The sequence below is a fragment of the Ornithinicoccus halotolerans genome, from assembly GCF_009602535.1.
Lineage (GTDB): Bacteria > Actinomycetota > Actinomycetes > Actinomycetales > Dermatophilaceae > Ornithinicoccus > Ornithinicoccus halotolerans.
The window spans coordinates 13463-26229 of record NZ_WIQI01000001.1; the positions used below are offsets into that span (position 1 = coordinate 13463).

At 70.6% G+C, this 12767-nt stretch carries 18 protein-coding genes; 16 read left to right on the plus strand and 2 right to left on the minus strand.

Annotation, left to right across the window (positions count from 1 at the left end; genetic code table 11):
* Positions 1–3: 3 nt before the first annotated feature.
* The 13 genes from GFJ45_RS00070 to GFJ45_RS00130 all read left to right on the plus strand — a co-directional run bounded on the left by GFJ45_RS00070 (position 4) and on the right by GFJ45_RS00130 (position 9488).
* The gene (locus GFJ45_RS00070; protein WP_228386240.1) at positions 4–903 is read left to right on the plus strand and encodes a type II secretion system F family protein; all 900 of its coding nucleotides are present in this window, start codon (positions 4–6) and stop codon (positions 901–903) included.
* Positions 904–1004: 101 nt separating this feature from the next.
* Positions 1005–1667 (plus strand): polyphenol oxidase family protein, encoded by a 663-nt coding sequence (locus tag GFJ45_RS00075; RefSeq protein WP_407670365.1) that lies wholly within the window; start codon positions 1005–1007, stop codon positions 1665–1667.
* Entirely contained in the window at positions 1664–2398 is a 735-nt protein-coding gene (locus GFJ45_RS00080; protein WP_153392512.1) for a YggS family pyridoxal phosphate-dependent enzyme, read from the plus strand. Before GFJ45_RS00075 ends, GFJ45_RS00080 begins: the two co-directional genes overlap by 4 nt.
* A 65-nt stretch (positions 2399–2463) precedes the next feature.
* Entirely contained in the window at positions 2464–2940 is a 477-nt protein-coding gene (locus GFJ45_RS00085) for a cell division protein SepF (protein ID WP_153392514.1), read from the plus strand.
* Positions 2941–3021: 81 nt separating this feature from the next.
* Positions 3022–3309: a YggT family protein gene (locus GFJ45_RS00090; RefSeq protein WP_153392516.1), complete on the plus strand. Its 288-nt coding sequence runs from the start codon at positions 3022–3024 to the stop codon at positions 3307–3309.
* Positions 3310–3491: 182 nt separating this feature from the next.
* Entirely contained in the window at positions 3492–4676 is a 1185-nt protein-coding gene (locus tag GFJ45_RS00095; protein ID WP_153392518.1) for a DivIVA domain-containing protein, read from the plus strand.
* Positions 4677–4833: 157 nt separating this feature from the next.
* On the plus strand, positions 4834–5454 hold the full coding sequence (locus GFJ45_RS00100) for a hypothetical protein (RefSeq protein WP_153392521.1): 621 nt from the start codon (positions 4834–4836) through the stop codon (positions 5452–5454).
* A gap of 146 nt (positions 5455–5600) precedes the next feature.
* Positions 5601–6083, plus strand: a complete 483-nt coding sequence (locus GFJ45_RS00105) for a TraR/DksA family transcriptional regulator (RefSeq protein WP_153392524.1) — start codon at positions 5601–5603, stop codon at positions 6081–6083.
* The gene (lspA, locus tag GFJ45_RS00110; protein WP_153392527.1) at positions 6056–6640 is read left to right on the plus strand and encodes a signal peptidase II; all 585 of its coding nucleotides are present in this window, start codon (positions 6056–6058) and stop codon (positions 6638–6640) included. Before GFJ45_RS00105 ends, lspA begins: the two co-directional genes overlap by 28 nt.
* A complete protein-coding gene (locus GFJ45_RS00115) occupies positions 6637–7566 on the plus strand; it encodes an RluA family pseudouridine synthase (RefSeq protein ID WP_153392530.1) in 930 nt (309 codons plus the stop codon). The genes lspA and GFJ45_RS00115 overlap by 4 nt, the downstream gene beginning before the upstream one ends.
* 218 nt (positions 7567–7784) lie before the next feature.
* On the plus strand, positions 7785–8291 hold the full coding sequence (locus GFJ45_RS00120) for a hypothetical protein (protein WP_194288426.1): 507 nt from the start codon (positions 7785–7787) through the stop codon (positions 8289–8291).
* A gap of 28 nt (positions 8292–8319) precedes the next feature.
* Complete coding sequence (locus GFJ45_RS00125; RefSeq protein ID WP_153392537.1) at positions 8320–8637, plus strand: hypothetical protein; 318 nt, start codon at positions 8320–8322, stop codon at positions 8635–8637.
* On the plus strand, positions 8628–9488 hold the full coding sequence (locus GFJ45_RS00130; protein ID WP_153392540.1) for an HTTM domain-containing protein: 861 nt from the start codon (positions 8628–8630) through the stop codon (positions 9486–9488). The genes GFJ45_RS00125 and GFJ45_RS00130 overlap by 10 nt, the downstream gene beginning before the upstream one ends.
* 6 nt (positions 9489–9494) lie before the next feature.
* On the opposite strand, the gene GFJ45_RS00135 is transcribed toward GFJ45_RS00130, so the two are convergent.
* Complete coding sequence (locus GFJ45_RS00135) at positions 9495–10736, minus strand: MFS transporter (protein WP_228386242.1); 1242 nt, start codon at positions 10734–10736, stop codon at positions 9495–9497.
* A 100-nt stretch (positions 10737–10836) separates the two neighbouring features.
* Here GFJ45_RS00135 and GFJ45_RS16885 point away from each other — a divergent pair, with 100 nt between their 5' ends.
* From GFJ45_RS16885 to GFJ45_RS00145, 3 genes are read left to right on the plus strand one after another with little or no spacing between them, the layout of a single operon-like run.
* Positions 10837–10971: a hypothetical protein gene (locus GFJ45_RS16885; protein WP_267128841.1), complete on the plus strand. Its 135-nt coding sequence runs from the start codon at positions 10837–10839 to the stop codon at positions 10969–10971.
* Positions 10968–11867 (plus strand): dihydrodipicolinate synthase family protein, encoded by a 900-nt coding sequence (locus GFJ45_RS00140; protein WP_228386243.1) that lies wholly within the window; start codon positions 10968–10970, stop codon positions 11865–11867. Before GFJ45_RS16885 ends, GFJ45_RS00140 begins: the two co-directional genes overlap by 4 nt.
* A 38-nt stretch (positions 11868–11905) precedes the next feature.
* Complete coding sequence (locus GFJ45_RS00145) at positions 11906–12337, plus strand: universal stress protein (RefSeq protein WP_228386244.1); 432 nt, start codon at positions 11906–11908, stop codon at positions 12335–12337.
* Between the two features lie 25 nt (positions 12338–12362).
* Here the strand turns inward: GFJ45_RS00145 and GFJ45_RS00150 are convergent, their stop codons facing one another.
* A complete protein-coding gene (locus GFJ45_RS00150) occupies positions 12363–12731 on the minus strand; it encodes a nuclear transport factor 2 family protein (protein WP_153392554.1) in 369 nt (122 codons plus the stop codon).
* Positions 12732–12767: the final 36 nt, after the last annotated feature.

Sequence of the window (12767 nt, forward strand, 5' to 3'; positions counted from 1 at the left end):
ATCGTGACTACATCCCTCTCTCTCTTAGTGCTCGCCGCGGCGGGCTGTCTCGCCCTTGCTGTGCCGCTGCTCGTCTGGTCCTTCACGACCCGCACCGGCGCCGTCCGTCAGCAAACCCTGCAAAACCTGCGCCGCGACCTCACGACGAAGGATGGGGCTGCCGATGAGAGGGGTGCGGGCCTGCTGGGACTGGCGCAGCGACTGACACCGGCGTCCTCCGTAAAGCGCCTGGACCGGCTGCTGGCCCGGGCGGGGCGTCCGGCCGCGTGGCCAGTAGAACGGGTGATGGTAACCAAGCTAGTACTCACTTCGGCCACGTTGGGATTCGTCCTGCTGCTCTCGTTGGGGGAGTTGTCCGGACGGATGTTGTTGTTCGGAGTTGGACTCGTGGTGTTTGCCTGGTTCGTGCCGGAAATTCTGCTCTACAACGCCGCGCAGAAGCGTCAGCAGTCCATCCAGGAGCAGCTCCCCGACACACTCGACCAGCTGACGATCGCCGTGGAGGCTGGTCTCGGTTTTGAGGCCGCGATGGCTCAAGTCGCCCGCAACGGTCGGGGTCCGCTCGGTGAGGAGATCGTGCGCACCCTCCAAGACATCCAGGTTGGTCAGTCCCGACGGGCGGCCTACACCGAGCTCGCACGACGCGCCCAGGTAGACGACCTGCGCCGGTTCATACGATCGATCATCCAGGCAGACGAGCACGGCATTTCCATCGCTCGCGTGCTGGCCACCCAGGCCAAGGAGATGCGACTGCGGCGGCGGCAGCGGGCCGAGGAGAAGGCGATGCAGATCCCGGTCAAGGTGATCTTCCCGCTGATCCTCGTCATCCTTCCGGCGCTCTTCATCGTGATCATGGGGCCGGCCGCGATCAACATCATGGAGGGGTTCGGCGGCAAGATGTGACGTACCGTTGGCCCGTGTTCCGGTGGCGCCAGCGTGAGACAGGGGAGGGATATCGCCACGGCGTCGACTGGGCGGTGACCGACCGATGGGGCGGTGCGAGCGTGGAGCCCTTCGGCGAGCTCAACCTCGGCGGCCGCGTGGGCGACACCGCGGAGGCGGTCGAGACGAATCGCCACCGGCTGGCCCGGGCGCTCGGCTTGCACCTGTCCGACCTGCGCTTCATGCGCCAGGTGCACAGCGCAGCGGTGTCTCTCGCGTCGGAGGAGGAGACCGAACCGGTCGAGTGTGACGGCATCGTCACCGACCGCACCGACGTCGCCCTCGTCGTGCTCGTGGCGGACTGCACGCCGGTGCTGTTGGCTGACCGGACCACCGGCGTCGTCGGCGCAGCCCACGCAGGCCGCGTCGGCATGATGGCCGGCGTCGTGCCGGCGACGGTGCGGCGCATGCGAGCCCTCGGCGCCGAGCAGATCGAGGCGGTGGTCGGTCCCAGCATCTGCGCGCGCTGCTACGAGGTGCCGGCCGAGATGCGCGACGAGGCCGCCGACGTCGTCCCGGTCGCGGCGTCCGTCAGCTGGACGGGGACGCCAGCCATCGACGTGGCCGGCGCGGTCGTCGAGCAGTTGCACGCGGAGGAGGTCAGGGTGCGTTGGCTGCCCGGCTGCTCCCGGGAGAGCCCGGACCTCTACTCCCACCGCCGCGAGGCGCCCACGGGTCGCTACGCGGGTGTCGTGCGGTTGCTGCCCCCGGAGGGGGCCGCGTGAGCCGCCGCGACGAGATCAGGCAGGGCCTGCAGCAGGTGAACGACCGTATCGAGCGGGCTGCCGGGGACGCCGGGCGAGACCCGGCGGAGCTGACCCTGGTGGTCATCACCAAGTACTTCCCCGCCAGCGACGTCGCGCTCCTGGCTGAGCTCGGCGTGGGACACGTCGGGGAGAACAAGGACCAGGAGGCCGCCACTAAGGTGGCCGAGCTGGACCCCGCCGTGAGGGACGCGCTGACGGTTCACTTCGTCGGCCAGCTGCAGACGAACAAGGCCCGCTCGGTGGCCCGGTACGCCGACGTCGTGCACTCGGTGGATCGGCCCCGGCTGGCGCGAGCCCTCGACAAGGCAGTCGCCAACGCGGTGCAGGCGGGGGAGAGAGCCGGCGACCTGAACCTCCTTCTCCAAATCGACCTGGAGCAGAAGGAGCGTGCCGGTCGTGGCGGCGTGCTGCCGGAGGACCTGCCCGCGCTGGTGGAGTCGGTCACCGCGGCCGAGCGGCTACGGCTGCGGGGCGTGATGGCGGTGGCCCCGCCGGCGCTCGACGCGGACGGGACGCGGGCCGCCTTCGACCGGCTGATGGAGTGCTCCCGGCAGGTGCGCGAGGAGGTCCCCGACGCGGGCTGGGTGTCGGCCGGCATGAGCGGTGACCTGGAGCTGGCGGTTGCCGCCGGCGCGACACACCTGCGTGTCGGGAGCGCAATCCTGGGATCGCGACCCACGTCCCGGTAGCGTCGGGAGCGTTCGACAGCAACGCTGCCACGACGGCGGCACCACCGGGATCAAGGAGCTCAGGCATGGCTGGGGCGCTGCGCAAGACGATGGAGTACCTCGGGCTCTCGGAGACCGAGGACCGCTATGACGACTACGACGCCTACGAGGAGCGGGAGAGCGTCCGTGACGACTACCGCGAGGAGCGCGAGCGTCCCGCCGATGTGACCCCGCTGCCGCAGCGCACCCCCGTGGCCCGTGTCGTGGAGGAGCCGGAGATGACCGAGCTCAACCGGATCACCACCATCCACCCCCGGACCTACAACGAGGCCAAGACCATCGGTGAGTCGTTCCGCGGTGGCGTCCCGGTGATCATGAACCTCTCGGACATGGACGACTCCGACGCCAAGCGGCTGGTCGACTTCGCCGCGGGGCTGGCGTTCGGGCTCCACGGCAGCATCGAGCGCGTCACCAGCAAGGTCTTCCTGCTCTCTCCGTCCCACGTCGAGGTGCAGGGCAGCAGCGCGTCGGCCACCAAGCAGGGTGTCTTCAACCAGAGCTGACCCCACCCTTCCGATCCCGGAGAACCCGAGCGCGACCCCGGTGGCGCTCGGGTTCGGTCTGTCGAGGACAATCGAGGCACGATGATCGCCGAACTGCTGAGCTTCCTGCTCTTCCTCTACATGCTGGTGCTGTTGGGGAGGCTCGTCTTCGACTGGGTCCAGGTCTTCTCCCGCGACTGGCGGCCCAAGGGTGTGCTCCTGGTGCTGGCGGAGGGCGTCTACACCCTCACCGACCCGCCGCTGCGCGCGCTGCGCAAGATCATCCCCCCACTGCGGATCGGCGGCATCGCGCTCGACCTGGCGTTCATCGCGCTGTTCTTCCTGGTGAGCATCGCCCGCAGCCTGGTCTTCGTCCTCATCCCGTTCTGATCCTGGGACGTCGGTGCGGGCGCCGTCCGACCGCCACCGAGGGCTCTGACGTGGGCTAAGGTGCGGGGTGCAACCGCATTTGCCCGCCCATCCACACGCCCTGGCACACCGACGAGACCCCTGTCGCGCGCGAGCGTGGCCTGTGCCGGGGCCGTGGGGAGACTCTGGATTCGAGGTGAACCATGGCGTTGACTCCCGAGGACGTCATCAAGAAGAGCTTTAGTGCCACGCACCTGCGGCGTGGCTATGACGAGACCCAGGTCGACGACTTCCTCGACGAGGTCGTCGTCGAGCTGCGTCGGCTCAACGCCGAGAACGAGGAGCTGTCCACCCAGCTGGAGGACTGCCGCGCCAGCAAGGGGCTGGATGTGGACGGCGGAGCGGTAGCAGCTGCTGGCGCCGTCACCACTGACGAGGAGCAGCTGGCCCAGGTGCGGCGGGAGCGCGAGGAGGTCGTCGCCGAGCTGCGCGAGCTCCAGGAGCGCACCGACCGGGCCCGCCAGGAGGCCGAGGCCGCCGAGGCCGAGGCCGCCGAGCGCGTCGAGCGGGCGCACGCCCAGGCGCAGGAGGCCGAGGACGAGGCGCGTGGCCGCCTCGACGGCGAGCTGCGCGAGCTGCAGGAGCGGGTCGACGCCGCCCGCGCCGAGGCGCAGAGCGCCGAGCAGTCGCTCGCCGCGGCCCGCGAGGAGGCCGAGCAGGCCCGCGCAGAGGCCGAACAGGCTCGTGCCGACGCGGAGGCAGCGCGGCAGGAGGCCGACCAGGCCCATTCCGACGCAGAGCAGGTCGGCGCCGCTGCCGGCGCCGTGCCGGACCCGCAGGGCGGGGAGCCGATCACCACCGCTGGTGGTGGGACCGGGGAGGACCCGACCGCGATCATCTCCCTGGCGCAGCGACTGCACGACGAGCACGTCCAGGAGGGCGAGACGACCAAGGCGCGTCTGATCAGCGAGGCCGAGGAGTACCGGGACCGCACCGTGGGCCAGGCCGACACCAAGGCCAAGGAGCTCGTGACGGCCGGACAGGCCCGGCACGAGGAGCTGGTCCGCACCGGTCAGGAGCAGCACGAGGAGCTGGTGCGCACCGGTCAGGAGCAGCACGATGAGCTGGTGCGCACCGGTCAGGAGAGGCACGAGGAGCTGGTCCGGACCGGCCAGCAGCGGCACGACCAGCTCATCGGCGAGGCCGAGGAGCGGCGCGCCAGCGTGCTCTCGGACCTGCAGTCCAGGGAGGAGGAGGTGAACTCCCGGATCGGGGAGCTGGCCTCCTTCGAGCACGACTACCGCACCCGGATGCGCTCATTCATCACCGAGCAGCTGGGCATCCTGGACCGCGACGGAGACGGGGTCCCGGACAGCAGGCAGGAGTGAGCCGCTGCCCGGCGTCGCGAGCGGGAGCCTGGGCGGGCTAAGGGCCCGCCGCGGCGCCGGAGGAGCCGATGGCATAGGACCCCAGGGAGCCCCCTGGGGTCCTCTGCTGTCCCTCGCAGGGGCATCCGACGGCGGCTCGGGCAGGACCGGCGCTAGCGTGCTCGGCGACCTGCGCAAACCCGTGCCAGCGCGCGCGATTCTTTACCCCACCGTGATCATCTCTTGGTCTAGTCTCAAGACCATGCCATCTGCGCCGTGGAACACCTCCTGGTGCCCTTCCTGCGGCGCGATCACCGTGCACGCCTCGGTCAGCACCCTCCCCTGGGAGGACGCCGCCCTCCCCGTGCCGGCCCGCTACCTGTCCTGCCCCCGGTGCGAAGCCGTCACCGTCACGCTTCCGCCCGCGGCTGCCCGGTGGGCCCATGCCTGCCTGTGTCTCATGGTTGAGCGGACCTGGAGCCTGCCGCGGCTCACCGCCCTGCACGGGGCGCTCGGACAGGCCCGCAGCGATCTGAGCAGCTGCCCGGTCCAGAGTCAACGCGGGGTCAGCCACGTCGCGCCGTACCTGGCGGTGGTCCTGGCCGAGGCGCACGCGAAGGACGAGCTCGAGGACTGCCTAGCCGGCTGCAGTCTCGTGCTCAACATGGTGCTCACCGGACGCGCGGCAAAGCCTGCCCGGACGAGCCTGTCCAGTCTGCTCGACCAGCTCTGTCGCGCACTGGAGCCGCTGGCGCAGGTGCCCGCAGCCGGGCCCGGCGCGGACCGTCGCACGGCGTAGCGGCATGCTCTGGACAGGATGCCGCCGCTGATCGCGCGGGGAGCGCCCGATGCGCTGTTTGCTCCGGGGGCGCCGCTCACCTATTCTGCCGCCACCACTCGCACGGTCGGCCCAGGTCGGGCCGACAATCGCCACGAAGGGGTCTCATGACCAAGAAGGCGACCACCGCCTCCGGACGGCAGTCCACGGGGACGGGTACCGCGCGGTCCGGCCGCGCCGCCCCGCAGGCACCAGCCGAGGAGCTGCCGGTCCTGGCCGAGGAGGACCCGTGGACCTCTGAGGAGCTCGCGGAGGTCCGTGTCGAGCTGGAAACCGAGCGCGACCGGCTGCACGCCGAGGTGGACGAGGCCGAGGAGGACCTGGCCAGCCTGATGCGCGACTCCGGGGAGGGTGCCGGGGACGACCAGGCCGACGCCGGAGCCGCTACCTGGGAGCGGGAGCACGAGCTCTCGCTGACGGCCAACGCCCGTGCCTTGCTGGACCAGACCGAGCACGCCCTGGAGCGGATCGAGCACGGTGACTACGGGACGTGTGAGAACTGCGGCAACGCGATCGGCAAGATGCGGCTGCAGGCGTTCCCGCGTGCAACCCTGTGCATGACATGCAAGCAGCAGCAGGAACGCCGCTGAACGCTCAGCAGCACACCAGCGACGACGGGACCGAGGCCACGACCCGGCCCCGTCGTGGCCTGTTCTGGGCGGTGCTGGCCCTGGCGGCCGTGTGGGTGGGGCTGGACCAGCTCGTCAAGGCCTGGGCGGAGGCCACGCTGACGCCGGGGGAACCGGTGCCCGTGGTCGGTGAGCTGTTCCAGCTGCGGCTGGTCTACAACCCGGGTGCAGCCTTCTCGATGGCCACCAACGCCACAGCACTGTTGACGGTGCTGGCCACGGCGGTGTCGGCCTACATCGTGTGGTCGGCCCGCCGGCTCGGCTCGAGAGGCTGGGCGCTGGGTCTGGGGCTGCTCCTGGGTGGCGCCGTCGGCAACCTCGTCGACCGGCTGGTCCGTGCGCCAGGCCCGGGCCGGGGGCACGTGGTGGACCTGTTCGCCCTGCCCAACTTCCCCGTCTTCAACGTCGCCGACATCGGCATCAGCTGCGCTGCCGTCGTCATCGCCCTGTTGGCGCTGCGCGGCATCAGTCCGGACGGGACCCGCGCCGGCCAGCACCGCGAGGACGACTCGTCGTGACCGAGGTCAAGGCGCTCCCGGTGCCGGACGGACTGGAAGGGGAGCGGGTCGACACCGCCATCGCTCGGGTGCTGGGGCTGTCCCGGAGCAAGGCCGCGGACCTGGCGGCCGACGGCCTGGTGACGCTCGACGGCACGGCCGTCGGCAAGTCCGACCGCGTGCACGCCGGCGCCTGGCTGGAGGTGCAGCTACCGGACACCGCGCCGCCGCCGGACCTGCAGGTGCGCGCCGAGCCCGTGGCCGGGATGGAGATCGTCCACGACGACACCGAGATGGTGATCGTCGACAAGCCGGCCTTCGTCGCGGCCCACCCGAGTGTCGGCTGGACGGGCCCCACCGTCGTCGGCGGGCTGGCCGCCGCCGGCTACCGCATCTCCACCTCGGGCGTCCCGGAGCGGCAGGGGATCGTGCAGCGACTCGACGTCGGCACCAGCGGCCTGATGGTCGTGGCCAAGTCCGAGCGCGCCTACACCGTGCTCAAGCAGGCGTTCCGCGACCGGCGTGTCGACAAGACCTACCACGCCCTGGTGCAGGGCCTCCCGGACCCGCACGAGGGCACCATCGACGCCCCGATCGGGCGCCACCCCGGCCACGACTACCGGTTCGCGGTGATGTCATCTGGCCGGCCCAGCATCACCCACTACGAGCTGGTGGAAGCGCACCGCTCCGCCTCGCTGCTGGAGATTCACCTAGAGACCGGCCGCACCCACCAGATCCGGGTGCACTTCGCCGCACTGCACCATCCGTGCTGCGGAGACCTCACCTACGGTGCCGACCCCGTGCTGGCCAAGCGGCTGGGCCTGGAGCGGCAGTGGCTGCACGCCACGAAGCTGGGCTTCGAGCATCCGGGGAGCGGCGAGTACGTCGAGTTCACCAGCGACTACCCGGAAGACCTGCGGCGCGCTCTAGATGTTCTTGCTGCGTGACTTGCGATGTCGGGTCGTCGCTTCAGGCTCTTGCCCCCTCACCGATTGCGAATCGGTAACGAACCTTGCTTTTTTCTCTCGACCACGCCACGCTGAGGTCACGAGGGAGTCAAGAGGTTCGCTCAGAACCCCACGGTGACGCGCTGGCGCCCCACGTGCCCGGTCCGTAGGTGCTGCCGGGTCCTATCGGTCAAGGTGCCGTCAGGCACGGAGGGGACATGAGCCACATGCGTGGGAAGCGGGTTCTTGCACTCGCGATGGGAGCAGGATTCCTGCTCACCGGGTGTGGTGTGGGTGGAGACGAGGGGGTCGTGCAGGCCGAAGCGGCCGACCACGCGGCCCAGTCGGAGCGCTTGGCTGACTATGAAGAGGCAGCGCAGGAGGCGGAGGAGCGGGCCGAGCAAGCGGAGCAGCGCGCACGCCGGGCAGAGAAGAGAGCCGAGAAGGCCGAGGCCAAGGCAAAGGCGGCTGCAGCTCTGGAGGCGGACCATGACCACGATGACGACGCCCTCACTGAGCACATGGCGCAAAACCCGGAGGTCCAGCTGATCGCGCTGGACATGGGTTGGGTCACTGCCACTCGTACCGAGCGGGACGAGGTCTGCGCCGGTTGGATGACGGGTGGTGAGGTGCGCGAGCTGGTCGGGGAGATCATGGTCGAGGTGTCGAAGGGTGCCTTCCAGCGCGGCGTCACCGAGACCTTCCTGGAGAAGAAGTGCTCGTGATCCGATCACCGATCCGGGCGGGGTGTCCATGAGCAGATGGGGCCAACGGGCACTGGCCGGCGTGATCGCGCTGCAGATCGCCGTTCCGGCCGTCGCCCTCACTTTGGAACCGCCGACCCGTTTCGGGTGGCAGATGTACTCGGGGTATGACGGGGAGCTCGTCGTCCTGGGCGCCGACGGAGAGGCGCTCGAGTACGACGTGTCGGCGCTCTTCGCCAAGCACCCCAGACCGGAGCTCGACTGGGAGTCACGCGTCGTGGAAGAGCTGTGCCGGCACGTCGAGGGGGCGTCAAGCGTCGCCGTCACTCAGGGGCGGCAGGACCGGAAGGTCGTGCCATGTGGCTGACGAAGGTCCGGGTCGACGGCCTGCCGATCGCCGTCACCAGGATCATGCTCGCAGTGGCCTTCGCGATCATCGTCGTGGAGTCGAGTGCGGTCCTGCACCAGATCGCAGCAGGCCGCATGACCTACCCGGTGCTGGAGGTTATCCCGGCCCCCACGCCGAGCGCCGTGCTCGTCTACTTCGCGCTGGGGATGTCAGCGGCACTGTTCCTGCTGGTCGGCCTGATGCCCGGCTTCGCGGCCGCGCTGGCTTCGGCCCTCGCAGCGTGGGCGCTGCTGTGGGACCAGCAGACCTACTCCAGTCACCACTTGCTGTGCGCCCTGCTACTCGGATACCTGGCGTTCGCGCGCTCCGGAGCCCGGCTCGCAGCCTCAGCCAAGCTGCGTGGCGGTGTTCGTGGCGACGTGCCGTGGTGGCCGCAGCTGCTGATGCTCACGCAGGTGAGCGTCGTGTACTTCTTCACCGCGCTCTCCAAGATCAATCCCGTCTTCCTGTCGGGAGAGCCCCTCGCGGGATGGACGTGGTTCGCAGGTCCAGGCTGGCTGTTCCAAGGGCTGGCCGTTGTCACCGTCGCGACGGAACTCTTCCTGGCAGTCGGGCTCTGGGTGCCACGTCTACGTGCGCTGGCCGTGGTCGCGGGAGTGGGGCTGCATGCGGGGATCGTGGGCAGTCTTGCCGACCAGAACGTCATCCTCTTCGGTTTCGCACTGCTCACGCTGTCCACCTACTGGCTCTTCCTCCGGCGGCCGCCGTTGCGGCTCGTGCCCTTCAGCCGGCCGGGACGGGCCACGGCGTTCGGAGACAGCCCCAACCGGAAGCAGCCCGATGACGTCACGGCCGCGGTCAGCGGATAGCCAGGGTCAGCGCTCGGCGCGTCGGCGAGTGGTTCGGTTCGCGTGCTCGGAGTAGCGCGGAACCCAGCGCCCCAGTGCCCCGGCCGCCATCGCTCCGACTGCGGCGGAGGCCCAGATCCCGCCGGCCACGGACCCCAGGGCCGCTCCGGCCGCGATGATCAGTGGTCCCGCGGCGTCGCCGGCGTCCGAGAACAGCCGCCAGACGCCCAGGAACGACGACCTGTCGTTGACGGGTGCGACGTCGGCGCCGATGGTCATGATGATGCCCGCCCCGATGCCGTTGCCCAGCCCCAGGAGGCAGGCGACGAGGGCCACGGTCGTCGCCCCGCCGGTCAGTGGCAGCAGGGCCATCGCCACGCCCATGAGCAGCATGGAAGGGATGGCCATCCACAGCCGCCCCCAGTGGTCCATCACCTTCCCGGCGGGGTAGAACAGCAGCATGTCCACGGCGCCGGACAGCCCGAAGAGCAGTGAGATGACCTCCGGATCCAGCCCGAGCGACTCACCCCACAGCGGGAGGACGGTTTGGCGGGCACCGCGGACAGCCCCGACCAGCAGCGTGGCGACGCCCAGGGTCAGGAACAGGCGGCGGTAGTCCACGGCGATCTGCAGGAGCGACCGCTTGGGTGCGCGGTTTCCCGAGGTCGACCTTGCCGTGTCGTCACGGGACATGAGCAGCACGATGAGCATGACCAGGACGCACCCGGTGGCCAGCCAGAACGCCGGACGGAGTGACGTGCTCACGATGACCAGCGCTCCCAGGAACGGGCCCACGAAGTAGCCCAACCGGTGCATCCCGCCCAGGGTCGAGAGCACGCGGGCGCGCTGTCCGACAGGCGTGACCTCAGTCAGGAAGGCGTGCCGGGACAGGTGGAAGACCGCCGTGGCGACACCCAGGGCGAAGATGCTGAGCTGCAGCAGCAGCAGTGACGGGGCGGCCGCCGTCCCCGCGAACGCCAGCAGCGACAGCACTGCGGCGAGGAGCATGGCCCGACGGTCACCGATGCGGGCGGCGACGGCCCCGGCCGGGAGATCGGCTGCGATCTTCCCGATCGGAAGGAGCGCTGCTACGAAGCCAGCCGCGGCGAGGTCGGCACCCAGCCGAGTCGCCGTCGAGGGGATGAGCGGCAGCACGATCCCCACGGCCATGCTGAACAGCAGGGACGGCAGCATCGCCCCGAGCACCACCTCGCGCAGCGGGAAGATCGCCCGCGCGCGCGACGGCGTGGCCTCGCTGACTTCCGACACTCGGCCTCCTCCCATCCGACCACCGCCACCGCGCGATCACCCTACGGGGGGCCATCGGCGAGGATGGCCACGAGCAGACTCCGACGATGCGGGAGGAACGATGACGAGACGAAGGTGCGACACCGCGCAGGTGCTGCGGAACACGCCGTCACCAGCCGCCATCTCCAGCCCCGCGATCGCCGAGCACCTCGTCGGGGAGCTGACCGGCGAACCGGTGACCGGGGAGACGGCGTGACGGCCGGGACTCCGGTGCTGGTGCCGGGTCTGTGGGTGATACTGACGACGCCGTTCACCGCGGAAGGGGCGGTGGACCTGGCTTCGGTGCGGCGGCAGGTCCGCTTCGCGAGGGCCTCGGGTGCCGACGGGTTGGTCGCCCTGGGTGTCTTCGGCGAGGCGGCGAACCTGAGCCTGGCCGAGCAGGCCGAGGTCGTCGCGGCCGTTGCCGGCGAGGCGCCCGACCTGCCGACCGTGCTGGGTCTGGCCGGCCGGAGCACCCCGGTCGCCGTCGAGCAGGCGAGGAGCGCGCTCGCGGTCGCGCCCGCCCGGCCCAGCCTCATGGTGCAGGTCAACTCGCCGGACACGGCCGTGGTCGTGCGCCACCTCAGCGAGATCCACGACGCCACCGGGGCCGGCGTCGTGCTGCAGGACTACCCCCTGGTCAGCGGGGTGAGCATGCCGGCGTCGAGGGTCGCCGAGGTCGTGCAGCAGTGCCCTTTCGTCGTCGCGGTCAAGGCCGAGTCGCCGCCGACACCGCCGGCCGTGGGCGTCCTGACCCGTGAGACCGACGTGCCGGTGTTCGGCGGGCTCGGCGGTGTGGCGCTCGTGGACGAGCTGGCCATGGGCGCAGCTGGCGCGATGACCGGGTTCAGCCACCCCGAGGGACTGCGGGCGGCGATCGACGCCTTCCGCGCGGGCGGGTTCGCCGCCGCGCGGGACGCCTGGGCACCGTGGCTGCCCATCGCCACCTTCGAGCAGCAGCCGGGCATCGCGCTGTCCGTGCGCAAGACCCTGCTCCACCGGCGCGGGGTGATCGACCACCCCGCGGTCCGCCCGCCGGCCCCCACCATGCCCGAGCAGCTGCTGCCCCTCCTGGAGCAGCACCTCGCCGCGGTCCCCGGGACGTCCCGATAGTGTCGGGACAGGCTGCTGCTCACCCCCGTCGAGAGGACATGCCGGTGACGGTCATCGTTGGTTACATCCCTACCGAGGCGGGCCGAGTGGCCCTCGAGCATGGCATCGCCGAGGCACGCCGCCGCGAGACGCGGCTGGTGGTCATGAGCACCCAGGACAAGGAGCAGACCCCCAGCGCGGAGGCGTGGGCACGGCTGAGCCGGGACCTGCAGCGGGTGGGGCGACGGTTGACCGAGGAGGGGGTGGACCACGAGATCGTCAAGCAGGAGCTGCGCGGAACCGCCGCCGAGTCACTCGTGGAAGCGGCAACCGAGATGGACGCCGAGCTGCTCGTCATCGGCCTGCGCCGGCGCAGCATGGTCGGCAAGCTGCTGCTGGGGTCACAGGCCCAGCAGATCATCATGAACGCCCCCTGCCCGGTGCTGTCCGTCCGCGCGGGGGTCCCGGCGGCGCGGCCACGGACCCGCTGATCGATCTCCGCGACCGGGTGGGCGGCTACCGCACCTCGTCCTCGTGCAACGGGATGACCCAGGCGCGACGCTCACAGATCAGCCCCTCCCGCAGCACGAACACCTCCGCCATGGAGAGCCGCTGCACCGACCCGTCCTGCTGCGGGACGAGCCCGACCAGCTCGGCCATGACCGTGTCGCCCTCGGCGACCATGCGCACGACCTGCAGGTCCGGGTCGCCGGCGAACCCCGGGCCCTCGATCGCGGCGTCGTAAGCGGCCTTGCCCTCGAGCCGGAACGCGCCGAAGACCGTCCAGGTGATGTCGTCGGTCAGGCAGGCCAGGATCTGGGCGTGGTCGGTGCGGCGGAAGCCGTCGAGGTACCGCTCGACGGTCTCCCTGTTGCTGCTACTCACTGGCGGGCTCCTCCTGAGGTTGTGATGGGCACACGG